At 44.0% G+C, this 25,166-nt stretch carries 20 protein-coding genes; 16 read left to right on the top strand and 4 right to left on the bottom strand.

Translation table 11 applies throughout. From position 1 onward, the window contains the following. The first annotated feature begins 326 nt into the window (after positions 1-326). Both PLE34_RS09455 and PLE34_RS09450 read left to right on the top strand, forming a co-directional pair. Positions 327-3,428 (top strand): SusC/RagA family TonB-linked outer membrane protein, encoded by a 3,102-nt coding sequence (locus PLE34_RS09455; protein ID WP_324556201.1) that lies wholly within the window; start codon positions 327-329, stop codon positions 3,426-3,428. A gap of 10 nt (positions 3,429-3,438) precedes the next feature. After that, the gene (locus tag PLE34_RS09450) at positions 3,439-4,953 is read left to right on the top strand and encodes a RagB/SusD family nutrient uptake outer membrane protein (RefSeq protein WP_324556200.1); all 1,515 of its coding nucleotides are present in this window, start codon (positions 3,439-3,441) and stop codon (positions 4,951-4,953) included. 94 nt (positions 4,954-5,047) lie between these two features. On the opposite strand, the gene PLE34_RS09445 is transcribed toward PLE34_RS09450, so the two are convergent. Together PLE34_RS09445 and PLE34_RS09440 are read right to left on the bottom strand one after the other, a co-directional pair. Beyond that, on the bottom strand, positions 5,048-5,419 hold the full coding sequence (locus tag PLE34_RS09445) for a response regulator (RefSeq protein ID WP_324556199.1): 372 nt from the start codon (positions 5,417-5,419) through the stop codon (positions 5,048-5,050). Positions 5,420-5,678: 259 nt separating this feature from the next. Continuing rightward, positions 5,679-6,311, bottom strand: coding sequence for a response regulator (locus PLE34_RS09440; protein ID WP_324556198.1), 633 nt, complete (start codon positions 6,309-6,311; stop codon positions 5,679-5,681). A 629-nt stretch (positions 6,312-6,940) separates the two neighbouring features. Here PLE34_RS09440 and PLE34_RS09435 point away from each other — a divergent pair. Next, positions 6,941-7,588, top strand: a complete 648-nt coding sequence (locus tag PLE34_RS09435) for a DUF4136 domain-containing protein (protein WP_324556196.1) — start codon at positions 6,941-6,943, stop codon at positions 7,586-7,588. 36 nt (positions 7,589-7,624) lie between these two features. Then, the gene (locus PLE34_RS09430) at positions 7,625-8,242 is read left to right on the top strand and encodes an outer membrane beta-barrel protein (RefSeq protein ID WP_324556194.1); all 618 of its coding nucleotides are present in this window, start codon (positions 7,625-7,627) and stop codon (positions 8,240-8,242) included. A 68-nt stretch (positions 8,243-8,310) separates the two neighbouring features. On the opposite strand, the gene PLE34_RS09425 is transcribed toward PLE34_RS09430, so the two are convergent. Then, a complete protein-coding gene (locus PLE34_RS09425) occupies positions 8,311-8,862 on the bottom strand; it encodes a YqgE/AlgH family protein (RefSeq protein WP_324556192.1) in 552 nt (183 codons plus the stop codon). A gap of 342 nt (positions 8,863-9,204) precedes the next feature. Between PLE34_RS09425 and PLE34_RS09420 the strand changes: the two genes are divergently transcribed. After that, positions 9,205-10,575, top strand: coding sequence for a sensor histidine kinase (locus PLE34_RS09420; RefSeq protein WP_324556190.1), 1,371 nt, complete (start codon positions 9,205-9,207; stop codon positions 10,573-10,575). Here the strand turns inward: PLE34_RS09420 and PLE34_RS09415 are convergent. Further along, positions 10,511-11,758 carry an S-adenosylmethionine:tRNA ribosyltransferase-isomerase gene (locus PLE34_RS09415; protein ID WP_324556188.1) on the bottom strand — a complete coding sequence of 416 codons (1,248 nt, stop codon included), beginning with the start codon at positions 11,756-11,758 and terminating at the stop codon, positions 10,511-10,513. The genes PLE34_RS09420 and PLE34_RS09415 overlap by 65 nt on opposite strands. Positions 11,759-12,155: 397 nt before the next feature. On the opposite strand from PLE34_RS09415, the gene mraZ reads away from it, so the two are divergent. The 11 genes from mraZ (at position 12,156) to PLE34_RS09360 (ending at position 25,118) form a co-directional block, all read left to right on the top strand. Further along, entirely contained in the window at positions 12,156-12,614 is a 459-nt protein-coding gene (gene mraZ, locus PLE34_RS09410) for a division/cell wall cluster transcriptional repressor MraZ (RefSeq protein WP_324556186.1), read from the top strand. Between the two features lie 80 nt (positions 12,615-12,694). Then, on the top strand, positions 12,695-13,603 hold the full coding sequence (gene rsmH, locus PLE34_RS09405; RefSeq protein ID WP_324556184.1) for a 16S rRNA (cytosine(1402)-N(4))-methyltransferase RsmH: 909 nt from the start codon (positions 12,695-12,697) through the stop codon (positions 13,601-13,603). 25 nt (positions 13,604-13,628) lie between these two features. Further along, on the top strand, positions 13,629-13,970 hold the full coding sequence (locus tag PLE34_RS09400; protein WP_324556182.1) for an FtsL-like putative cell division protein: 342 nt from the start codon (positions 13,629-13,631) through the stop codon (positions 13,968-13,970). A gap of 47 nt (positions 13,971-14,017) precedes the next feature. After that, entirely contained in the window at positions 14,018-16,147 is a 2,130-nt protein-coding gene (locus PLE34_RS09395) for a PASTA domain-containing penicillin-binding protein (protein ID WP_324556180.1), read from the top strand. A 27-nt stretch (positions 16,148-16,174) separates the two neighbouring features. Continuing rightward, complete coding sequence (locus PLE34_RS09390) at positions 16,175-17,641, top strand: UDP-N-acetylmuramoyl-L-alanyl-D-glutamate--2,6-diaminopimelate ligase (protein ID WP_324556178.1); 1,467 nt, start codon at positions 16,175-16,177, stop codon at positions 17,639-17,641. A gap of 31 nt (positions 17,642-17,672) precedes the next feature. Next, positions 17,673-18,992: a phospho-N-acetylmuramoyl-pentapeptide-transferase gene (mraY, locus tag PLE34_RS09385; RefSeq protein WP_324556176.1), complete on the top strand. Its 1,320-nt coding sequence runs from the start codon at positions 17,673-17,675 to the stop codon at positions 18,990-18,992. A 107-nt stretch (positions 18,993-19,099) separates the two neighbouring features. Further along, positions 19,100-20,440: a UDP-N-acetylmuramoyl-L-alanine--D-glutamate ligase gene (gene murD, locus PLE34_RS09380; protein ID WP_324556174.1), complete on the top strand. Its 1,341-nt coding sequence runs from the start codon at positions 19,100-19,102 to the stop codon at positions 20,438-20,440. A 38-nt stretch (positions 20,441-20,478) separates the two neighbouring features. Further along, positions 20,479-21,675: an FtsW/RodA/SpoVE family cell cycle protein gene (locus PLE34_RS09375; RefSeq protein ID WP_324556172.1), complete on the top strand. Its 1,197-nt coding sequence runs from the start codon at positions 20,479-20,481 to the stop codon at positions 21,673-21,675. 24 nt (positions 21,676-21,699) lie between these two features. Then, positions 21,700-22,788: an undecaprenyldiphospho-muramoylpentapeptide beta-N-acetylglucosaminyltransferase gene (murG, locus tag PLE34_RS09370; protein ID WP_324556170.1), complete on the top strand. Its 1,089-nt coding sequence runs from the start codon at positions 21,700-21,702 to the stop codon at positions 22,786-22,788. A 69-nt stretch (positions 22,789-22,857) separates the two neighbouring features. Next, positions 22,858-24,240, top strand: a complete 1,383-nt coding sequence (murC, locus tag PLE34_RS09365; protein WP_324556168.1) for a UDP-N-acetylmuramate--L-alanine ligase — start codon at positions 22,858-22,860, stop codon at positions 24,238-24,240. A gap of 35 nt (positions 24,241-24,275) precedes the next feature. After that, positions 24,276-25,118 (top strand): cell division protein FtsQ/DivIB, encoded by an 843-nt coding sequence (locus tag PLE34_RS09360; RefSeq protein WP_324556166.1) that lies wholly within the window; start codon positions 24,276-24,278, stop codon positions 25,116-25,118. Positions 25,119-25,166: the final 48 nt, after the last annotated feature.

The raw sequence follows: 25,166 nt of genomic DNA, 5'->3' as shown, positions 1-25,166 counted from the left end.
TGCCCTATTAAATATCTTTCGATACAAGCGTTGTTTTACTGCTGTACGCTTGCGGTAACCGGGCTTAGGTAAACGATACGAAAACTGCTATATGAGAAGATATTTAATATTGATATTGCCCTGCGCAATATACCAGCGTAAGCGTGTATATTATTCCCGCGTCTGTTTGCCCGCTGGCAGATGCTTAATGCAATATGCATATAACAGGTTTCAAAGCTTCCTTTTCTTTACCCGATCCTGCACCCCTGCTCTAACCTTCCGGAATACATTTTCAGATCACCATTTCTATTCTTTATCACAGATTTTTAAACATCAAAACAACTTTTATGATTAAAAAGTGTCTCCAGGCCTCACGTGGAGGTAAGCAAATGGCGGCGTTTATTGCGGCGATGCTACTTAGTGCAGCGCTCTGCGCCCAGCAAAACCTTACCATTTCGGGTAAGGTAGTTGCCGCATCAAACGGAAGCGCTTTATCGGGCGTAACCGTAACAGTTAAAAGCACACAAAACGGAACAACAACCGATGACGCAGGAAATTTTAGCATCACAGCACCGCAGGGTGCAACGCTTGTTTTCAGCTCTGTTGGTTTCCAGGAAACTGAGGTAACCGTAAGCAACAGCACCCCCCTTACTATCCGGCTCATTGCAGCAGAGAAAGGGCTGGATGAAGTAGTGGTTGTAGGATATGGTTCTCAACGGAAAAGAGATATCACAGCAGCGGTATCTACTATTAGCCTCGATGATGTGGGAGAGTTACCTTCCAGAAACGTAACGCAAATGATCCAGGGACAGGCGCCGGGTGTTGTTGCTACCCAGCGGAACGGAACACCGGGTGGAGAATTTGAGGTAAGAATAAGGGGTGTGGGCTCTTTGGGAGCAGGCAGTTCGCCCCTATATGTTATTGACGGATTTGCTGTAGGCACAAGCGTTGGCCAAAACCTCAATCCAAATGATATAGAAAGTATTTCTATTTTAAAAGATGCGGCTGCCACGGCCATCTATGGCGCCCGCGGATCAAACGGCGTTGTATTGATTACCACAAAAACGGCAAAAGAAGGCCAATCCAGCTTAAACCTTTCCGTTGATTATGGCATTCAGAACATACCCAAAACAAGAAGGGTAAAAGTATTAAACGGGCCGGAGTTCGCACAGTTTTTAAACGATGTATTTACAGATAAGATCAGGATGTTTCAAAACCGTGAGCCCAGCATTGATGAAATACCCGAAGGATACCGCTACCCGGAACAGACCCAATACTCCACCGATTGGTTTAATGAAATATTGCATAATAATGCTCCCTATACAGATGTTAACCTAACCCTCGCGTCAGGCAAGGGAGATGTGAATTCTCTTTTGTCTGTTGGGTATTATAAAGAAGACGGGGCGCTTAAAGTTACCGGCTATGACCGCTTTTCCGTGCGCTCAAACATATCGGGTAAAGTTAGGAATTTTGTTACGCTCGGGTTAAATGTAAACGGAAGCTATACAAGGCAAAACCAGGCCAGTACAGACGGACGCGATGCAATAGTGGGTTCAAGCCTGCTGATAGACCCAAGAGAGCCCGCATATGATGAAAACGGAAAAATCAGGCCATTTATAGGAGGCAAAGATGGTGTATTCGCCTACCCCAGCCCGCTGTTTCTGCTGGAAAACTATTCAAAGAAAAGGGATATAGCAGATGTACTATCCAACGCTTATATAGAGGTGGCTATATTGAAGAATCTAAAATTCCGTTCTTCGGTTAACATCCGGTTAAATTACAATACGTACAAAGAATACAGACCTTCTACTATCGGAAGAGGGCTTACCACCGGCACATCCGGCGCTCCGCCCCAAACAGCAAGCGCAATCGAAATCAATGACCGGCTGCTGAATTATTCTACCGACCAGTTGCTTACCTATGCGCCCAATATTGGAGATGATCATACGCTGGATTTCCTGGCAGGCTTTACCGCTCAGGAAGAGACTGTAAAGAATATCAGGGGAGATGCCAATACTTTTCCGGATGATTTAACACCTTTTTTAAATGCGGGCGCCATCAGGTCATCTTCTTCATTTGAAGCGGGATGGAGCTTACAGGCCTATATAGCAAGAGCGAACTATTCGTACAAAGACAAATATTTATTATCCGCTTCTTTCCGACGGGAAGGAAGCTCGCGGTTCGGAGCTCAGAATAAATATGGGGACTTCCCATCTGCTTCTGTAGGATGGAGAATAAGTGAAGAAGCTTTTCTGTCAGGCGTTAACTGGATATCGGATCTGAAGCTAAGGGCAAGCTATGGTAAAACCGGTAATAACGATATCGGAAATTATAACAGTCTTTCCTTCCTGAGCGCCACCAACTATATCCTGAATAACTCATTTGCACCGGGGGTGATTGTTAGCGCATTTGCCAACTCCTCACTGCAATGGGAAAAATCCGACCAGTTAAATATTGGGATGGATCTCTCGATCTTTAGTAATAAAGTAGTGGTTACAGCCGAATACTATAATAAACTGACCAATGACATGCTGTTGCCCGTAAGCATTCCTTCTATTTCCGGTTTTACTTCCAGCCTTAGCAACATAGGTAAAGTACAGAACAGGGGAGTGGAGCTCGCTGTTAATTACAGGGAAAGCATAGGCGAAGTGCATCTCAGAACCGGCTTTAATATCGCCTTCAACAGAAGCAAAGTGCTTGAAATTGACGGACCGAATGATATATTATGGTACGGTAGCTTTTATGGCGGTTATAATGTGCAAAAGGTAGGCAGACCTATTGCCATGATCTATGGCTATGATAAAATAGGGATTTTTAATACACAGGACGAAATAGATAAGGCGCCCAAGCAGGATGGTGTGATTCCCGGTGGTATGAGGTTCCGGGATGCAGATGGTAACGGCGAGATCACCTATGATACCAAAGACATGGTAGAAATAGGAAACCCCAATCCCAAATTTACATGGGGGCTTAATATTGACGGTGATTATAAAAGATTTGATTTTAATGTGCTGTTTATGGGCGCCCAGGATTTTGATGTATACCGGAATATTGAAGCTTCTACCATGAATATGGATGGCGTATTCAATGTGCTGGATAAAGCAAAGGACCGGTGGAGGTCTGCTGAAAATCCGGGCACCAACCCCACTCATGTGAATGCGCAGGGCGGCACCAGTTACTTTAAATGGTCGCGCGAAAGCAGTAACCGGTATGTGTATGATGCCAGCTATGGATGGGTAAAGAACGTAACCTTAGGTTACAATTTCCCCAGAACAAAATACTTCAACAATATCCGTGTATTTGTAAGCGCCAATAACCTTTTCATCTTTACCAAATACCCCGGCAATAATCCGGATGTAAGTCAGAGAGGCAGTACCCAGGCTGGAAATGACGATGAAGCTTACCCGGTTCCAAGAACATTTGCGATAGGCGCTAAACTAAACTTTTAAAGCTACTCACATGAAATATATAATTGCGATAATCAGCTTAATCTTTTGTTCTGTTCTTTTTTCATGTAAAAAAGATTTCCTGAACAAAACAGATCCTACCAGAATAGGTGTGGATATATTTTACCAGGATGCGGCGCAGGTAAATCGTGCCATTAATGGTATTTATGGCCAGTTACAGGGTATTACCAGTGTTAATTACATTTTTAAGGAAATGCAATCAGACAATACCACTATAGACATGAACCCTTCCGACCGTGGTGGCGCCGCCGGCTGGGAAGCTTTTGAATATTCTACCGTAAATCCGGGGAATGGAGAAATTTCCAATTTATGGAACAGGTATTACAGCGCATTGTATAATGTTAACTTATCCATTGAAAAATTGTCGGCATCAACAACTATAGACGATGCTGTGAAAAAGCCACTCGATGCGGAGTTAAAATTCCTCAGAGCCTTTTTGTATTTCGACCTGGTACGTTATTTTGGTAATGTTGCGCTTGTAACCAATACATTTAAAACACCTGCGGAGGCTTTTGAAATAATAAGGACGGAATCGGTGGATCAGGTATATACACAAATTGAAACTGATCTGAAAGAAGCGGTTGCCGGTCTTTTAACCCGGTCGGATCAGCCTGCCGCACAAAGAGGACGCGCTACCAAAGGTTCAGCCCTGGCTACGCTTGGCGAAATGTACCTTACCGTTAAAAAATACCCCGAAGCGGTAAGCACCCTGCAAAGCATTTTGCCAATGGGCTACGATTTAGTGCCGGACTACGCGGATGTTTTCGGCACTGAGAATAAAAACAATATAGAATCTGTTTTTGAAATACAATACCAGGGAGATAACGACCTCGGCGAACAGAGCAACTTCATGTATGTATTTGCTCCAAGGGAATCGTCCAGCTCCATTGTTGGTTTTGCCGGTCAGGGTTTGGGTGGACGCAACATTCCTACCAACAATATGATTGCCGCTTATGAAGCGGGAGATTTGCGTAAAGATGTATCATTAAAAACCGGATTTACAAAAGACGGGGTATTATATCCTATTCCATACGTAAATAAATACAATCACCCGCATAACATTCCCGGCCGAACCAATGACAACTGGCCCATTTACAGGTATGCCAATGTGCTGCTGATGCTGGCAGAAGCGATTAATGAATCTACCGGCCCAGGCTCAGTGGCAGAAGGCTATCTGAATGAAGTGCGCCACAGAGCAGGGCTTGACCCGTTGAGCGGATTAGGCAAAGACGCTTTCAGAACCGCCGTGCTCAAAGAAAGAAGAGTAGAGCTGGCATTTGAAAACCACCGCTGGTTTGATTTGAAAAGAACAATGACACCTGCAGAGCTGGCCGCGTTTATGAATGCCCATGGCACAGCGGAAAAAGCAAACCCCACCGTTCCCCGGGGTGGCGTGGCTTTTAATCAACTGGATTATATATATGAGCCGCATGAATACCTGTTGCCTGTTCCGGCCCCGCAAATCCTCATCAACAGTAAGCTGACTCAAAATGATGGGTATAATTAATTAAAATGAACCGATAAACTCCGGGCCGCTTCACAAAAGAAGCGGCCTTTTTTATGACACTGCCAATGATAAAAGAGCTGAAGCTCATCCTAAATTATTTTTTACCGGCAAGAATATCTTTTACTGCTTTTATCAGCATTTCAGGCGCCGCATCCTTATTCAGATAACCGGAAGCGCCGGCAAGCAATACCCGCAGCGCAAACTGGTCTTCGGGATAAATGCTCAGTACCAGTACCGGCATTTCGGGTAACTGCCGTTTGATGCTGTTCAATGCTTCAAGCCCCCCTCCCCCCGGCATGGAAATGTCGGATATCACCAGGTCCCAGGGTGCTGAAAAAACCATTGAGGTTAAGGTACCGGTATCTCCCGCCTCACCTATATAAACAGAAGCAAATGCTTCCGTAAGTATTTGCCTGAGTCCTTTACGGATAAATTCATGATCATCGGCAATTAATATCCTGAGCATATAAAAGTGAGCGGCTTTAGCGCAGGGAGAAAATTAAATAACTATCCGTTGCCGTTGTGTAGAGTGAAAAGCCGAAAACTTGTAGACGAACTACTACAGTGGGGAGAAGGAATAAGGGGTAAGAATTTTCAGGTTCCAGGGAAGACTATTGCTGGAACCAAACTTATCCTTGCAGCTTATACGGGACATCAAAGGCTTGTTTTCATTCTATACTTTATACTCTCACACCCTATACCCTTTTACCTTACACCTTTCCGCATCAGATAAGCTTATTATCAAGCGCGTAACGGGTAAGATCTGCATTGGATTTCATTTCCATTTTTTCGAGTACTCTTGCCCGGTAGGTACTAACGGTGGTAACGCTCAGGCAAAGCTGCTCTGCAATATCTGATACCGGCTTCCCGGCAGCAAGCAGCTTAAACACATCAAACTCCCTGTCGGAAAGCTTTTCATGGAGATGGAGTTCCTGATTTTTGGAGCCGAAGACATCAGCTAATTTTTCCGCTACTGCCGGTGTAATGAATTTTTTACCCAGCAAAACCGTATGTATCGCCTTAATAATATCTTCATGAATATTATCCTTGCCCAAATAACCGGCAGCGCCGGCCTTTAATACCCTGAGGGCATACTGATCTTCGGGATACATGCTCATAATTAATACCGGCAGGGAAGGATAGGCATGCCTGATCTGATGCAGCGCATCTAACCCGCTCCGCCCGGGCATATTGAGGTCGCAGATTACAATATCCCATGACGCTTCCACCAGCTTAGACATGAGCTCCTCCGTATCCTTAGCCCCGGCTAACTGCGCAGAAGGATACTCTTCAAGAATAAGTTGCTTTAGCCCTTTTCGTACAATAGCATGATCGTCAGCAATAAGAATCCGCATCATAATGCCTGGTTTTTCGGATTTAGATAATCGTATTTTTCTTTTCCACAGGAACTTTTACTTTAACCGCAGCGCCTTCACCCGGTTTGCTTTCAATTACATATTTTCAACTCATCATGAATTTCTCTTGCAGCCTTCGCCTGTCCTTCCAGCCGGCGCATATTAATGATACTGTCCGACCATGCTTTCCCGCCGGAAATGTAAGCAACAATATTTTCCCTTAGTCAACTTCATTAAAAACCAGTAATACTAATGCTATTTTTATTTATACATTTTTAATTGCGCTAACCATCAGGAAATTACATAAAAACAAAACAACTTCAACATACCCATACCAATTAAATCAAAAAAACAAGGAAGAATCGTACTAAAGCAACTAACAACTAAGTAGAAACTACTATACAAAGCAACAGGGAGCAACCCGCTATTCTTCCTGTTCAGCAAAAACAGGTCATCGTAAAAATCGTCTTTACACTTTTTTATTTCCCCTGCGTGCGAAAATATAGCCGCAAATCACCCGGTTATACCGCCGGCTTTTCTTTGCCGGGAAAAGGAATGTTAGCTCATTGTTAACATTAGCAGGCATAATTAAACATTTATGCCTTATCAGCGTCAATAACCAAAAACATACCATGAAACAACATAAAATATACCTGGCGCTAACGGGAAGCCTGCTGGGCATTGTGCTGCTGGGCAGTTGTGCAAAAGATCCGTTAAAAAATATGACCAACGAAGAAAGCCGCATTTATATAACCAATTACGACAGCTCTGCTCATTTCGGTTCATTTCAAACGTACAGTATAACCGACTCGGTGGCGGTAATAAGCAATGGCGCGTTGCAGAAGCGAACGCTAACGGCAACTGATGCCGCTTTTATACAGGCAGTAAAAGATAACATGGCGGAGCGTGGTTATCAACTGGTAGCAAATAATGAACATCCCGACCTTGGTATAAATATCAGCAGCGTATTTAACAACCAAACAGGTGTAATCAGCTATCCTTCTTACTGGGGTTATTATGGCAGCTACTGGGATCCTTATTACTGGGGCTTCGGCGGTTATGATTATTACTTTCCTTATGTTTCCTATGCCGTATACCAGATCCGCGAGGGTGCATTATCAATTGATATGGTTGATCTGAAAGACGCAGGTAACGACAAAAAGATCGAAGGCGTGTGGAACGGACTTATAAGGGGAGAAGCCATTTTTAACGCTTCAACCGCCGCTTCCCAGGTAAAAGCATTATTTGATCAGTCGCCATACATCAGCAGCAATCACTAAAAAACAGGTAGTTGCATACATTAAAAATATATCGTCATGAAACCGCTTAAAATATTTTTTTTAGCCATGCTCTGTGCAGGGTTCGGATTGCCGGCGCTTGCACAACAGCAAAAACTAACCATGCATATTAATTATGCTGTAAATACCCCCACAGGAAGTTTTAAATCGGACCTCGTAAGCAAAACTTCTTTTCGCGGATGGAATGCTAATGTACTATACGGCGTTACAGATCGGCTTTCACTTGGCCTTGAAGCCGGCTTTAATGATTATTACCAGAAATATCCGCGGCAGGTATATGATACTAAAGACGGCGCCATATCGGCAGTGCTGAGCAATTCTATACAAACCGTGCCGGTAATGCTTAAAGGAAGATTTAACCTGGCGCCTTCGGGGATGGTACAACCGTATGTTGGCGCCGGAGTGGGAGGCAACTTCGTATCGTATAGCCAGTACCTGGGTGAATTTGCAGGCAGCAAATCCGGTGTTTATTTCGCTGCTTCACCCGAGGCGGGTATCGCTATACCATTCAGGAAGCACGGGGCATCGGCATTTACATTAGGCGGCAGGTATAACTTTATGCCCTTTAGCTACAGCGATAATAAAAATTTAAATAACTGGGGACTATATGCAGGTATAAAATTCCCCTTAAAATAATAGTAATAAAACTAACATAATTAGGTTATGTGCAAGAATGCGTCCCCCAGGTAAATGCCGGGGGACTTTTAGTTTAATTGCGGATCAATAGGGAAGTTGGTCATTAAGCTGTAATCGCCGCCAAGCAGCCTCAGCGATTCTTTCCATATGTCTTCTGTATCATAGTTAAACACAAGGTCTTGTTTTGCCATAGCGGTGATCCAGCTTTCCCCTTTCAGCTCTTCATTTAACTGGTTGCTGCCCCATCCTGAATAACCTATATAAAAGCGAATGTTCCTGTGGCTAAGCTTATTTTTCCGCAACAGGTCTTTAACAATTCCAAAATCGCCGCCCCAGTAAATGCCATCGGTTACTTCATGGCTGCCGGGTATCTGATCCGGGCAAACATGCAAAAAATGAAGCGTATCGGCCTGCACGGGGCCGCCAAAAAAAACAGGTATCTTTATGCCTTCCAGTTCAGGTACAATTTCATCAAGGGTATGCGCTATATGCTTGTTCAAAACAAAGCCAATGCTGCCCTCCTCCTGGTGATCGCATAATAAAACAACCGTACGCATAAAATTAGTGTCCTTAAGAAAAGGCTCTGCAATTAATAATATACCGGCAGAAGGTGTAAGCATTTGATCTAAGTTAGTATAGAAAATATTGGCCGGCAATTAAAATCAAAAAAATATCCTTGTTCAGGACAGGTTTTTACAGGTGCATTTAAAATTGCCGTATCGCTCTGCTTCGTGTGGACGGTGGCTCTACCGCCCACGACAGTCCGCCCCGGTTGGTGTTCCAACCAAACCAGCAACAATTTTAAATGCACCCGTTTTTACAGATATGGCTCAGTAATGTGCTAATTTTTGTATACTTGCCATCGCAAACCAGCATACCAGCCCTTATCATGTGTAAAATTGAGTTAAATCATTCATACCGTAGCTAAACCCCGGTTAATATCAAAGTAATTTTACAGGCCGATGAAGAAAATTTACTTACTGATTATTATTCTTATAACCCTATCGCTTATTGGCATTATAGTGGTGCAGATCATGTCCATCAAAAATGCCCTTATTATTAAGAACGAGCAACTGGAACAGAATATCCAGATGGCGGTAAATGAAGTAGGCCAGGAAATAGCCGAACAATCGGGCAAATTTCCATCCGCAGGCTTTCCCAAATTATCTCCGGAATGGCCTTCTGACCAGTTTTTAAAATTGCTCAAAACACCTACTGTAGCGCAACGATATACGCCTAACCAGGTGTACGACAAACTGAAGATGGCTTTAAATAAACATGGCTTAAAAAAAACCAATTTTGAATTTGCCGTGCTGAACCGCAACAGCATTACCAATAACTATGAAATGCAAACCCTTAATTTCAGCAAATTACTGGCAGACACCACCCGGAGCCGCACGTTTTGGTTCCCGCTTTCGGCGCCTTCCGGGAGCATTGCCGAAGGACTGGTTGCAGACGAGGAGCTGTGGGTGATTGTTCCGGATGTAAAAAATTTCCTTTTAGAGTCCATGAGCTGGATGATTGCGGGATCGGTATTGTTTACCCTGGTGATCTGCACGGCATTTTTTACTACCGTTCGCACTATGCTCCGTCAAAAAAAGCTGAGTGAAATTAAAAGTGATTTCATCAACAATATGACGCATGAGTTTAAAACGCCGCTGGCAACCATATCGCTGGCAGTGGATGCATTAAAAAACGATAAGGTATGGCGAAGCAAGGAAAAGATGGATTACTTCAGCGGTATCATAAAAGACGAAAACAAGCGGATGAACAAGCAGGTAGAAACCATACTGCAGGCTGCCTTGCTCGACAAGCAGGAAGTGCAGCTTAACATGAAGCCGCAGCATGTGCACGAGGTTATTAACCACGTGGCCGATAATTTCAGACTGCAGATGGAAGACAGGAACGGCAAGGCCGAACTGCACCTTAATGCGGCAAAAGACGTTATTGAAGCAGATGAAGTACATTTTACCAACCTGCTCAGTAACCTGGTTGACAATGCGATCAAATATTCAAAAGACAGCGGACTGCACATAAAGATCTTTACTCAAAATACAGGCAATGCCATCCGTGTTAAAATTGAAGACAACGGTATAGGTATGACCAAGGAAACCGTGAGCAGGATATTTGAGAAATTTTACCGTGCGCACACGGGTAACGTACACAACGTAAAGGGATTTGGGCTGGGATTAAGCTATGTTAAAGCTATGGTGGAAGCACAAAAAGGGAAAATAAAAGTAGAAAGTACGCCTGGAAGGGGATCTGCGTTTACGATGGAGTTCCCTTTGCTCCGGCAAACAATAAACAACCATCGCCATAGCTCAAAAACCTGAAATCATTTTCCAGCGCATAGTTATACATTTCTTTCCAGCGTTCTCCAATAAGTGCGGCTACCAGTAACAGTAAGGTAGATTGTGGCTGATGAAAATTAGTGATCAGCCCGGAAATAATTTTAAAAAAATAACCCGGCGCTATCATAATCTGTGTTTGCGTAAGCAATCTTTTCATATTCCGGCGCTTCATCCATTCCAGCAAGGCCTGTAAGGATTCATCTACGGGTATGGCATGCGCCGCAAACGTTTCATATACTTCCCATTGTGCTATCACCAAATCATCAACGTCAATGTCCGGGTTTTGCTTTACTTTAACTCCCATCCAGTACAGGCTTTCTACGGTTCGCAGCGAAGTGGTGCCCACGCAAAAAACCTTGCCCGCGTGATGTAGTAACTTTTCGATGATTTCATAACGTACATCTATAAACTCCGCATGCATCGCATGATCCTGCATGCGGTCTGCTTTAACCGGTTTAAAGGTGCCGGCGCCTACATGAAGCGTTACAAAATCATGTGCAATAGCTTTATCGCTGAGCGATTGGAAAATACTATCCGTAAAATGCAATCCTGCGGTGGGGGCAGCCACTGATCCTTCCTGCCGGGCATAAATGGTTTGATATCTTTCCCTGTCATTTTCATCGGCTTCCCTTTTTATATAGGGCGGAAGGGGTATAACGCCGGCATGATGCAATACCTCCGCAAAAGATAAATCACCCGGCTCCCATTGCATTTCAATGGTAAAACTGTCGGGCAACCTTTCTATAAGCAACGCTTTCAGCACAATATCAACCGTGCCGGTAGCTATCTTCTTTTCCAGCACGGCGCCCCGCTTCCATTTGGATGCGCCCCCGATAAGACAGTTCCACCATACCCTGTTCTTTTGCAGCATAGCGGTAGTAACATCAGCGTATCGCGCATGCGGCGACAGGCAGAATATTTCAATGCTCCCCCCGGTTGGCTTCTGAAAAATCAGCCTTGCTTCCACTACCCGGGTATCATTCAATACCAGTAAAGCCCCTTCCGGCAAATGCAGGGCAATATTGCGATATACATCTTCGGAAATGTTTCCCTGCTTATATACCAATAGTTTTGAGGCATCGCGACCGGCTAAAGGGTAGGCGGCGATGCGGTTTTCAGGTAAAGCATAGGTAAAATCTTTGATCTGGAGTTGTTTTGGATCCATAGTACAAATATGCAACTGTATTTTTTGCAAGGTAAATCCATTCGGCTTAATTAATCGCATACCGCAATGGCACAAGGGAAAACACTTTGTGGCTTCGTGTCTTTGTGGCTAAATTGTTTTTTTAAGATCCACCCGGATAAGTACACACCATAACCACCTCAGTTACCTAAGCATAGCAAGCGTAAGCCGGCTATCCACATTTATCCACAGCTATTCACATTATTCGCAGGTGTAGAGAAGCAAATCACATCAAAAAAGCCTTTAAAATTCACGCTGGAAAAGGATTCTCAAAAAAAAGTTTGCTGTGGATAAAATAATTAAATTAAAACCTGCGTTAAAGGTGGGAAAATGTGTTATTTTGTGGGAATAAATGGGAATTACGCATAACTCTTTATAAATGATACGGTTTTTAGGGGAATATGAAGCTACTCTGGACGCAAAAGGTCGGTTTCTCCTTCCAACAGGATTTAAAAGGCAAATCCCGGAGGGGGAAACCGGTAGCTTCTTTATTAACAGGGGATTTGAGCGTTGCTTAACCCTGTACCCGATGAAAAACTGGGAACCGATTTTTGAAGACATAGGGAGAAAAAGTGATTTTGACCCAAAAGTACGCGAATTCCGCCGCTACTTTTTAAATGGGATAACCGTGGAGATGGATAGTGCGGGGAGATTATTGTTACCCAAAAATTTGATGGAATACGCCGGACTGGAAAAAGACATTGTGTTGGTTTCGGCCTTCGATAAAATTGAAATCTGGGATAAAAGTAAGTATCAGCAGTTCTTTGACACTTTTTCACCCGAAGCATTCAGCCAGTTGGCTCAGGACGTAATGACGGATAAAAGCGGGCAGGTATAATTTATTACAGTGTCAAAAGGTGAAAGGTCAAAGCGGAAACAACCATTTCCACGCTGGCTTTTCACCTTTAATTTACCATTATGGATCAACCATATCATATACCTGTTTTAGCCCGCGAATTGGTTAGTGCCCTGCAGGTTAAACCCGGGGGGGTATATGCAGACTGCACTTTTGGCGGTGGAGGACACAGCGGGGCTATTTTGCGTGAATTGAACCAGGCAGGCAGGTTAATTGCTTTTGACCAGGATGAGGATGCCAGGCTCAATATACCCGATGATCCCCGGATCACATTTGTACCGCATAACTTCCGCCATCTTAAAAAATTCCTGCGGCTTCATAAAATAGAGGAGGTAGATGGCGTCATAGCCGACCTTGGTGTATCGAGCCACCAGTTCGATAAAGCCGCACGGGGGTTTTCCACCCGCTTTGATGAATCGCTGTTAGACATGCGCATGGATCAGCGCCAGGAACTCACTGCTGCCGGCATACTCAACAGCTATACCGAACAGGAGCTGCATAAAATGTTTGAACAGTACGGCGAGGTTACGAACGCCAAAACCCTGGCTAAAACAATCGTACAGCAGCGGCAACTGGTATCCATTAAAACGGTTAATGAATTTAAAAATGCAGTTTCCCCGGTGGTGAAAGGTAATCCTAACAAATACTTTGCCCAGGTATTCCAGGCTTTGCGCATTACAGTGAATGATGAAATGGGGTCATTACGGGAAATGCTGCAACAACTCCCTTCTCTCCTTAAGAAAGGTGGCCGTATTGCCATTATAACATTTCACAGTATTGAAGACAGGATGGTAAAGCACTTTTTCCGGAACGGAAGTTTTGAGGAAATGGCAGCCGATTCTTTATATGGCACCAAGCCGGAAAATCCTTTTCTTATCATTACCAAAAAACCAATACTGCCTTCCGCAGCCGAAATAGCAGCAAATCCAAGAAGCCGGAGCGCCAAGCTGAGGGTAGCAGAAAGAAAATAAAACAATAATAACGATACAATATATAATGCCGGAAACAGAAAAAATAAAGCCCGATGCGCCTTCCTCCTTAATGGATGGAATAAAAAAATGGTTGAATTACCAATGGGTGGTTAAAAACATCTATTTCTTTCTTTTCCTGGCCATACTGGCCGTAATATATATATACAACGGGCATTACGCAGAAAATACGATTAAAGACATTAACCGCAGTGCCAAAGCACTAAAAGAATTGCAGTATGAATACAAAACAGTAAAAGGTGAACTGATGATGCGGGGTAAACAAAGTGAGCTGGCTAAAGCCGTGGAGCCGTTGGGACTAAAAGAACTGAAAGCACCGCCGGTAAAAATTACAGAAAAGAAAAAATAAAAAAATCCGTCAGCAATTTAAAATAAAAGACGGTTGCCGATACAATTTTGGAAATAAAAAAAGACATACTATGGCGGGTTTATCTCTGCTTCCTGGGGGTAGTGGTATTAAGCCTTTGCGTGATAGGCAAGGCTTTTTACATTCAGCAATTCCAGGGTGATTACTGGAAAAGCCTTAGCGACAGCCTGCACCTCGAATACCGCACCTTAGATGCCGACAGGGGAACCATTTACAGTGAGGACGGAAGCATGTTAAGCACTTCCATTCCATTCTTTGACATACGGATTGATTTTATGGCCGACGGGCTTCGCGAAAAGGAAGGAAAAAGATTTAAAGAAAATATTGATTCCCTTGCCGCAGGACTGGCGGATATTTTTAAAGACAAAAGCCCCGCAGCATACAAAAAAACATTAGAAACAGGATACCGCAAAAAAGAGCGCTACTTCCTGCTAAAGAAAAAAGTGAGTTTCGAACAATACCAGGCTTTGCGTGAATTGCCTTTAGTAAGGCAGGGCCGAAATAAAAGCGGGTTTATTGCAGAAGATATGGAAAAGCGCCTCACCCCTTTCGGCTTACTGGCAAACCGCACCATCGGTTTGTCGAGGGCCTATGTAAATAATGACAAGCAGGTGGTAACCCAAAACGTTGGACTTGAAAAAACGTACGACAGTTTGTTAAAAGGCGTATCGGGCAAACGATTGGTGCGCCGTATATCGGGCGGCGCCTTTGTGCCGGTGGAAGGGTCTGAGATTGAACCGGAAAACGGGAAAGATATTGTAACCACATTAGACGTGAACATACAGGATATTACGCAAACCGCCCTGATGCGCATGATGGTTTCCAATGAAGCGCTGGAAGGTTGCGCCATAGTAATGGAAGTAGCTACAGGAAAAATAAAAGCGATCGCTAACCTGGGCCGTATGCCCGACGGCTCTTATTTTGAATCAGATAATTACGCGCTAAAAACTTCCGAACCGGGATCTACCATAAAGCTTATCACCCTCCTGTCTGTTCTTGAAGATAAATATGTTACCACTTCAGATATGATAGATATCAATAATGGTTCGTGGATACTGAACGGAAGAAATATCCGGGATGCGGAAAGATCGCCAAAAAGCCTGCTTACCATAAAAGAGTCATTCGAACATAGCAGCAACGTAGCCATGGCCAAGCTTGCTTATACTTATTATTCAAAAAACCCCGCACAGTTCATAAAGCATTACGAAGCGCTGCATCTTACGGGGCGCACGGGCATTGATCTGAAAGAAGAATTCAGGCCTTTGGTAAAAAACCCGTCGCGCAAAGACTGGCATTTGCAAACCCTCCCTTCGATGGGTTTCGGCTATGAAGTAATGCTGAGCCCCCTGCAACTGCTGATGGTATACAACGCCGTGGCCAATGAGGGCAGGCTTATGAAGCCTTACTTAGTGAACAGGGTAGAAAAAGACGGGAACCTGCTGCATGAATTTGAACCCCAGGTATTGAATAACAGGATATGTTCGGAAGAAACACTGCGCCAGTTAAAAGATTGCCTTAATGCCGTTTGCATCGAAGGAACGGCCAAATCCGTTTTTAAAGATGCAGTATATTATGCCGCCGGGAAAACAGGTACCACTAAGGTGAACGACGGAAAGTTTAAATACGGAGATGGTGCATACCAGTCCTCCTTTGCAGGATATTTCCCGGTTGAAAGCCCCAAATATTCCTGCATAGTGGTTATTAAGAACAAGCCCCGTGCCGCTAAATATTTTGGCGGAGCGGTAGCGGCGCCGGTATTCAGGGAAATTGCCGATAAGCTATATGCTGAAAGCGCCGACAGGCAGCAGTTGTTTATTGCCAACGTAGCCACCGACAGCAATAAGTACAGGTGGAGCGGTTATGGCAGCGAGCTTAAAAATGTGCTGGAGAAAATGAATGTGCCCTATACAGATTCCATAGCATCCGGCAAATGGGGCGTTGTAACCAATAACGCGTACACACCGGTATTAAAAGATTTAAGCGTTAGCAGACAAACGATACCGGATGTAAAGGGAATGGGATTAAAAGATGCCCTTCATTTACTGGAAAACATGAACATAAAAGTAACAGTGAAGGGTAAGGGCAAGGTAACCAGCCAGTCTTTGGATGCCGGACTGGCTATCAACAGAGGGCAAACCATAGCGCTGGAATTGAATTAACATAAACGAAAGCGGATATAAAAGCAAATGGCAGTATTACAGGACATATTATACAGGGTAAACATCCGTTCGGTGCAGGGCAATATGGGCGCGGAGGTAAAGGATATACAGCTCGATTCCCGGAAAGTGTCGAAAAAAACCTGCTTTATAGCTATTAAAGGGAGTGTGCAGGATGGACATGCTTTTATTGATGCGGCTATTCAAAAAGGGGCTACTGCAATTATCGCCGAGCAATTGCCGGCAATAAAAAAAGAAAACGTTACGTATGTGCAGGTAGAAAACAGTGCGGCAGCGGCCGGTTATATAGCCCATAACTTCTATGGCGCTCCATCATCCAAAATGAAAGTAACAGGCGTAACCGGAACCAATGGAAAAACCACCATTGCTACCCTGCTGTTCAAGCTGTTCAGCGCATTAGGATACAAATGCGGGCTGCTTTCAACCATACAAAACCAGGTTGGCAAAAATATTATCCCGGCATCGCATACCACACCCGATGCCCTTAGCATCAACGCCTTAATGCGCCAGATGCTTGAAGAAGGATGCACGCATGTATTTATGGAATGCAGCAGCCATGCCATTCACCAGCACAGGATAACCGGCCTGCATTTTTCGGGCGCCCTGTTCAGCAATATCACGCACGACCACTTAGATTACCATAAAAGCTTTGATGAATATATCCGTGTAAAAAAATCATTTTTCGATAACCTGCCCGCTGACGCGTTTGCCATTAGCAATGCAGACGATAAAAGAGGAGCGGTAATGTTACAGAATACAGCCGCTAAAAAATATTTCTATAGCCTGCGCACAATGGCAGACTTTAAAGGAAAGATTATAGACAATAGCATAACCGGTTTGCAGTTGAATGTAAACGAGCAGGAAGTACACTTCAGGCTTATTGGTGAGTTTAATGCCTATAACCTGCTGGCGGTTTATGGTGCTGCAGTATGCCTGGGGGAAGACAAATACAAAGTGCTGCAGGTGCTCAGCAATCTTACGGGGGCTGAAGGAAGGTTCGAATATATCATTTCGCCAAAGGAAAAAATCATAGGTATTGTAGATTATGCGCATACACCCGATGCCCTGCTGAATGTTTTGACTACGGTAAAAAAATTAAAGCAGGGACACGAGAAAATCATAACCGTAGTAGGTTGTGGCGGCGACAGGGATAAAACAAAAAGACCGGTAATGGCCGAAGTGGCCTGCACGCACAGCGATAGCGTGGTGTTTACATCCGACAACCCGAGAAGTGAGGAAGCGGATGACATTATACAGGATATGGAAAAAGGACTGCAGCCATCGGCAAAGAGAAAGTATATATCCATTACCGACAGGAAAGAGGCGATTAAAACAGCCGTTGCCCTGGCAGGCAAAGAAGACATTGTGCTGATAGCAGGCAAAGGCCATGAAAAATACCAGGAGATCAAAGGCGTGAAACATCCTTTTGACGACAAAGCGGTATTGAAAGATATGTTCGATCTGCTGGAAAAATAAAACAAGGGATAACTTAAAATAAAGCGCAGATATGCTGTACTATTTTTTTGACTGGCTAAGAGATGAAGGCATTAAATTTCCCGGAAGCGGGTTAATGCAGTTCATTACTTTCAGGGTATTGCTGGCGGTATTGCTGTCGCTTTTAATTTCCACCCTGTACGGCAAACGCATCATTAACCTGCTGCAAAAAAAACAAATAGGCGAAAGCGTACGCGAGCTGGGCCTCCAGGGAGAGCAACAGAAAAAGGGCACCCCCACTATGGGCGGTATCATTATTTTGCTGGCCATACTTATTCCCACCTTACTCTTCGCCGATTTAAGCAAAGTATACATTCACCTAATGCTGTTGTGCACGGTTTGGCTGGGCTTTATTGGTTTTATGGATGATTACCTGAAGCTGAAAGCAAGAAAAACGGCCATAGCAAAAGGTGAAAAATATAAAAAGAAAGACAGCGACGGGCTGGCGGGCATGACGAAAATATTCGGGCAGGTGGGACTGGGTATTATCATTGGGGCAACACTATATTTTAATGACAGGGTAGTAGTATGGAGAGAGTATTACGAGCCGCAGGCCACTGCCATTACAGAAAGTTTTTTAAAGAAAGGAGAAAAAAAAGTAGGCGACACCATTGTAACGATGGAAGGAAAAGAACACCGGTATGCTGTTGTAAAAACACCCATTACCACTATCCCTTTTGTAAAAAGCCATGAGTTCAATTACAGCAGGCTTATTAGCTGGATAGGAGAAGGAGCGGATAGGTATACCTGGATCATTTACATCATAGCGGTAACTTTTATCATAACGGCGGTATCCAATGGGGCCAATATCACCGATGGGTTAGACGGCCTTGCGGCGGGAGTAAGCGCACTGATCGGCGCCTGCCTGGGCATATTTGTATATGTAAGCGGCAGCACGCGGTTTGCAGAATACCTGAACATCATGTATATCCCCAACCTTGGGGAATTATCGGTTTTTGTTGGTGCGTTCGTGGGGGGATGTATAGGATTTTTGTGGTATAACGCCTACCCGGCACAGGTATTCATGGGCGATACCGGGAGCCTTGCGCTGGGCGGCATCATAGCATCGCTGGCTATTATTGTGCGCAAAGAATTGCTGATCCCCATTTTTTGCGGGGTGTTCCTGGTAGAAAACCTGAGCGTTATGCTGCAGGTAAGCTATTTCAAATATACAAAACGAAAGTATGGCGAGGGGAGGCGGATATTTTTGATGAGCCCGCTCCATCATCACTACCAGAAGCTGGGATATCATGAAAGTAAGATCGCGGTCCGGTTCTGGATCGTAACGGTTTTGTGTGTATTATTTGCCATAGCCACATTCAAAATGCGCTAAGCAGAAAGTAGAAATTATAAAATACAAAGCCGGCCTGTGCTTTAACAGGTAAATGAAAAATTATTCCGGGGGAATCAATCCGTTGAATACCCTTTTAATACAAGGTGATGGCAAGAAGAATGGTCATATTGGGCGGTGGTGAAAGCGGCACAGGTGCAGCTATCCTTTGCCGTAAGCAGGGAACTGAAGTTTTTGTTTCGGACAGTGGTAAGATACACGACCGGTATAAAAACGAACTGCGGCAATATGATATTGCATTTGAAGAAGAAAAACATTCGGAAGAGAAAATTTTAAACGCAGATGAAGTAGTAAAAAGTCCGGGCATACCGGAAAAAAATGAGCTGGTACAAAAAATAAAAGCAAAGGGCATTAAAGTAATCAGTGAGATAGAGCTGGCGTACAGGTATAAAGGCGGGAGCAAAATAATAGCGATTACGGGCAGCAATGGAAAAAGCACCACTACCGCTTTAACAGGGCATATATGTAAAACCGGCGGGATGGATTGCGCCGTGGTGGGTAATATCGGCTATTCATTTGCCAGGCAGGTAGCGCTGGATCCCAAACCACTGTATGTGGTGGAGGTTAGCAGCTTCCAGTTAGACGATATAGAAAACTTTAACGCGGATATAGCAGTGTTGCTGAATATAACGGAAGACCACCTGGATCGCTATGCATACAGGTTTGAAAATTATATCCGTTCAAAATTCAATATTATAAAAAACCAAACGCACAAAGATTATTTCATCTATTGTGCAGACGACCCTGTGATAACAAAACATCTGGAAACAAATCCATTACTTTCTAACCCATTGCCATTTACTATGCAGTACGAACTACCCAAAGGAGCTTATGTGAGCGGAAATAACATGACCATACATTTAGATAATGAGGAATTTGTAATGAGTGTGCTGGACTTTGCCATAAAAGGAAAGCATAACCAGTACAATACCATGGCCGCAGGACTGGCAGGCCTCACGATCGGTATAAGGAAAGAAAAGATCCGCGAAGCGGTTGAAAATTTTGAAAGCCTGGAACACCGGATGGAGAAAGTGCTGACCGTTAGGGGTGTTGAATTTATCAACGATAGTAAGGCCACCAATGTTAACAGCACCTGGTACGCACTGGAAAGCATGATGCAGCCGGTAATACTGATACTGGGAGGGGTTGATAAAGGCAACGATTACAGCTTCATGCTGGATGTGGTCAAAGAAAAAGTAAAAGCCATTGTATGCATGGGCCTCGACAACAGGAAAATTCATGAAGCATTCGGCAGGGATGTTGAAGTAATGGTAAATACAACGAGTGCAAAGGAAGCCGTTCATGCCGCTTATCATTTAGCCAATAAAGGCGATGTGGTATTGCTTAGCCCGGCGTGCTCCAGCTTTGACCTGTTTAAAAACTATGAAGACAGGGGAAGGCAATTTAAGGAAGCGGTAAGGGAACTATAGAAAATTTGAGATTTGAAATTTCAAATTTGAAATTAATTATGCAGGCATTATTAAATAAAACACGGGGCGACAAAGTGATTTGGGTGGCGGTAATACTGCTCACCCTGCTGAGCCTGCTGGTGATATACAGCAGTACGGGCACTCTTGCCTACAGGCTGTCGAAAAGCGCAGAATCGTACCTGTTCAAACAGTTTGCATTTACGGCTATTGGCTTCATGATCATTTATTTTGCACACCGTATCAATTATACTTTATACTCCCGGGCCGCACTGATCCTGTTTGTGCTTTCCATACCACTACTAATATACACGCTTTTCTTCGGGGCCGAAATTAATGAAGGCACCCGGTGGATTAAACTCCCCATCATTAACCTTACTTTTCAAACTTCAGACCTTGCCCGGCTGGCGCTGTTCATGTACCTGTCGCGGCAGCTTAGCCGGTCTCAAAACGATATTAAGGATTTTAAGCAGGGATTTCTCCCACTTATTATTCCGGTTGGTATTATTTGCGCATTAATAGCACCGGCTAATTTATCAACCGCTTTATTAATTGGCGCTACCAGTTTGCTGCTGATGTTTATTGGCAGGGTAAATCTTAAGCACATAGCGGCAACAATAGGTATCGCACTAATACCCCTGGTTTTGCTGGTAAGTATCGCTTTTTCGTATTACGACAAAGAAAATCACCAGGCGAAAGACCTGCCGGTCGTGTTGAGTGTAGGACGTATCCCCACATGGATAAAACGTATACAGGATTTTGCCTACGCCGATAAAATAGAAACCGCTTACCAGGTGCAGCAGGCTAAAATTGCCATCGCCAAGGGCGGGTGGCTCGGGCTTGGACCAGGCAACAGCGAGCAACGAAACTTCCTGCCCCACCCTTACAGCGATTTTATTTATGCCATTATCATAGAGGAATACGGGTTATTGGGCGGCGTACTGATATTATTTCTATACCTCCTGTTCTTATTCAGGAGTATACGCATTTTTAAAAAATGCCCCTTTGCCTTTGGCGCTTTCCTGGCATTGGCATTAAGCTTTACGCTGGTTATACAGGCGCTGGTGAATATGGCGGTAAACGTAAATCTTTTTCCCGTTACAGGGGTGCCGTTACCGTTGGTGAGCATGGGTGGCAGCAGCTTTCTATTTACATGTATGTCTATAGGCATTATACTGAGCGTTGCAAGAAACGCTGAAAAACTGGAAGGAACAATACAACCGGCAGCGGCAGAATAAAAAAGGATATAAAAATAAAGTGCTTTGGCAAAAAAAATAATCATAGCGGGTGGAGGAACAGGAGGTCATATTTTTCCTGCCATTGCCATTGCCAACGCATTAAAGAAAGAAGATAAAACCATAGTGCTGTTGTTTGTGGGGGCGAAAGGAAAAATGGAAATGGAAAAAGTACCACAGGCCGGCTATGCCATTGAGGGTTTGGATATAGCAGGATTTAACCGGAGTTCTTTGATCAAAAATATAGGATTGCCACTTAAGCTCCTGAAGAGCTTTTTGCAGGTAAGAAAAATCGTTAACAGGTTTAAGCCCGATGCGGTAATTGGCGTGGGTGGGTATTCCAGCTTTCCCGTACTGCGGTATGCACAGCAAAAAGGTATCCCCACATTTATCCACGAGGCCAACTCCTTTGCAGGCAAAACAAATATGCTGCTGGGCAAAAGAGCGGCAAAGATTTTCACGGGTAATGATGGTATGGAAAAATTTTTTCCGCGCGAAAAGATACGGGTTACCGGCAACCCGGTACGGGATGCTATTGTAAACAGCCGGATCAGCAGGGAGGAAGCGCTTCAGTTTTTTGGATTGGATCCTCAGAAGAAAACCATTCTTGTAACAGGTGGAAGCCTGGGCGCCAGATCCATAAACGAAGCGATAGCGGCCCATATAGCAGCGTTTGAAAAAAACAACCTGCAGCTGATATGGCAAACAGGCAAATTATTTGTTGACCAGGCAAAGCAGTTGGCACAGGGAAAGGATAATATATGGACCAATGATTTCATTACCGGTATGGAAAACGCTTTTGCCGCCGCAGACGTAGTAATATCCAGGTCGGGCGCCATGTCGGTAGCCGAATTGTGCGTAGTAAAGCAGGCGGTGATATTTGTGCCTTTTCCGTTTGCCGCTGAAGATCACCAAACGGTTAACGCAATGCGGCTGGCGGAGAAACACGCAGCATTGATCGTTAAAGACAGCGAAGCAAAAAACACATTAACAGCACGTGCCATAGCGCTGGCATTAAATGATACGGAAAGGCAGGAATTAAAAAACAATATTGGTGAACTGGCTGTAACCAATGCAGACGAAGTGATTGCAAGAGAAGTGCTGGAGGTGATTTGAATTTGAGATGGAATTGCCCGGGATTATAAGGAATAACAACATTGATCCGTTGCATGCGAAGACAAAAAAATGAAAGAACTAAATAACATAAAGGAAGTTTACTTTATTGGCATTGGCGGAATAGGCATGAGTGCGCTGGCCCGGTATTTTAAAGCAAAGGGAAAAAAGGTAAGCGGCTACGATAAAACGGAAACAGCCCTAACAAAGCAACTGGTAAAAGAGGGAATAACGGTGCATTACGAAGACGATGAAAAGCACATAGCGAAAGAAGCGGATATAGTAGTATATACACCGGCAATTCCTGTAGCACACAAAGGCTTATCGTATTACCGGGATAACAGTTATCCACTTTTAAAACGAAGTGATGTGCTGGGTGAGATCACCAAAAGTTCTTTTAATATATGTATAGCAGGAACGCATGGCAAAACTACCATTACTACCATGACGGCACATTTGCTTCGTCATTCGGGTTATGGCTGTAATGCTTTCCTGGGTGGTATAGCAGCCAATTACAACAGTAATTTCTGGAGCAGCGAAAAAAATGTATGCGTGGCAGAAGCGGATGAATACGACAGGAGCTTTTTAAAGCTCCATCCCGATATCGCTGTTATCAGCGCCATGGATGCCGACCACTTGGATATATATGGAACGGAAGATGAAATGCAGCAGGCCTTTGTTGATTTTGCAGGCCAGGTAAAAAAAGGAGGCGTGCTGTTTAGCAAATGGGGATTAAAGAAATCGGCGGAGCTAAAAGCAGATCATCATTTTACCTACAGTCTTCAAAATAGCAATGCCGATGCATACGCGGCTAACATTGTAAATAAGGAAGGCGGTTATGTATTTGATGTGCATACAACTGGTGGGTGGCTAAAAAATGTAGCGCTGAACATGGGCGGTTTGCATAATATTGAAAATGCCGTTGCAGCTATCGCCATAGCAAAGCAACTGCATATTGAAGATGAAAAAATAAAAGCGGCCGTAGCCGATTTTAAAGGAGTAAAGCGGAGGTTTGAATACATCATCCCGCCATCAAACAGCAGAACAGTGTATGTTGATGACTATGCACATCATCCGGCAGAACTGGAGGCTTTAATTAAAGGTGCGAAGCTGTTGTTCGCCGGTAAAAAATGTACAGTGGTTTTTCAACCGCATTTGTTCAGCCGCACCAGGGATTTTGCCGGAGCGTTTGCGGCAAGCCTTGACCTCGCAGATGAGGTAATACTATTACCGGTATATCCCGCAAGGGAATTACCCATAGCTGGCGTAACCAGCAAAATGATATTCGACAAAATGAAAAATGAACGTAAACATATAATGGATAAAGCAGAAGTACTGAACTGGATAAAAAACAGGTACGATCAAAACAATCCTAACCTGCTCATTACCGCAGGAGCAGGAGACATTGATCAACTGGTTCAGCCGGTAAAGGAAATACTGGAGAATGGTGAATAGCGAATGGTGAGTGAAAAACAGAAAGTGTTAACAATATGCGGCTAAGCAAAAGAAAAATAGGGAGGTTTATTGCAGTCACCTTGTGGGTGGCTGCAGGCGTGGCGCTGGTGGTGCTGCTCATTGCCGCTATGCGTAAAAGGGATGATAAAATATGCAATGGATTAGAGATAGAGATCAGGGAAGTGAAGAATAATCTTTTTGCAGACAAAAACGACATCACTGGTATGCTCACCCATATGATGCCGGATATTAAAGGCAAAAAGCTAACTGAATTTAACCTCCGGCAAATGGAACAAACACTGGAAGGAAATGTATGGATAAAGGATGCTGAGCTGTTCTTTGACAATAATGAAGTATTGCAGGTAAAAATAAAAGAACGCGAACCACTGGCCAGGATATTTACTACAGGCAACAAAAGCTATTATATAGATAAGGAATTTGTGCGCCTGCCACTGAGCAGCAAATTTTCAGCAAGCGTTCCGGTTTTTACCAATTGCCCTTTAGACAAAACAAAATGGAACAAAGCCGACAGCGTACTGCTGTTACAGATCAAAGCAATAAGCGAATTAATTACTGCTGATCCGTTTTGGCTGGCGCAGATAGAACAGGTGGATTATACACAGCAAAAAAACTTTGAGCTATCGCCGCAGATAGGAGATCATGTTATCGTGTTAGGAGATGGATACAACCTGGAACAGAAATTCAGGAAGCTGTATATATTTTACCGGGAAGTGCTGGCAAAAGTGGGATGGAATACCTATTCCACTATTAATGTGCAGTACAGGGGGCAGGTGGTAGCCACACGAAAAGACACCACACGCAGTATTATTATTCCTAACAATTTATTAAACAATAACAACAGTTACACAACGCAATAAACCAACCACCATGAACACTGAACAACCCATTATTGTAGGACTGGATAT

This window comes from Agriterribacter sp. (assembly GCF_035445465.1).
Taxonomy (GTDB): domain Bacteria; phylum Bacteroidota; class Bacteroidia; order Chitinophagales; family Chitinophagaceae; genus Agriterribacter.
This window is presented reverse-complemented; position numbering and strand designations above follow the sequence as displayed.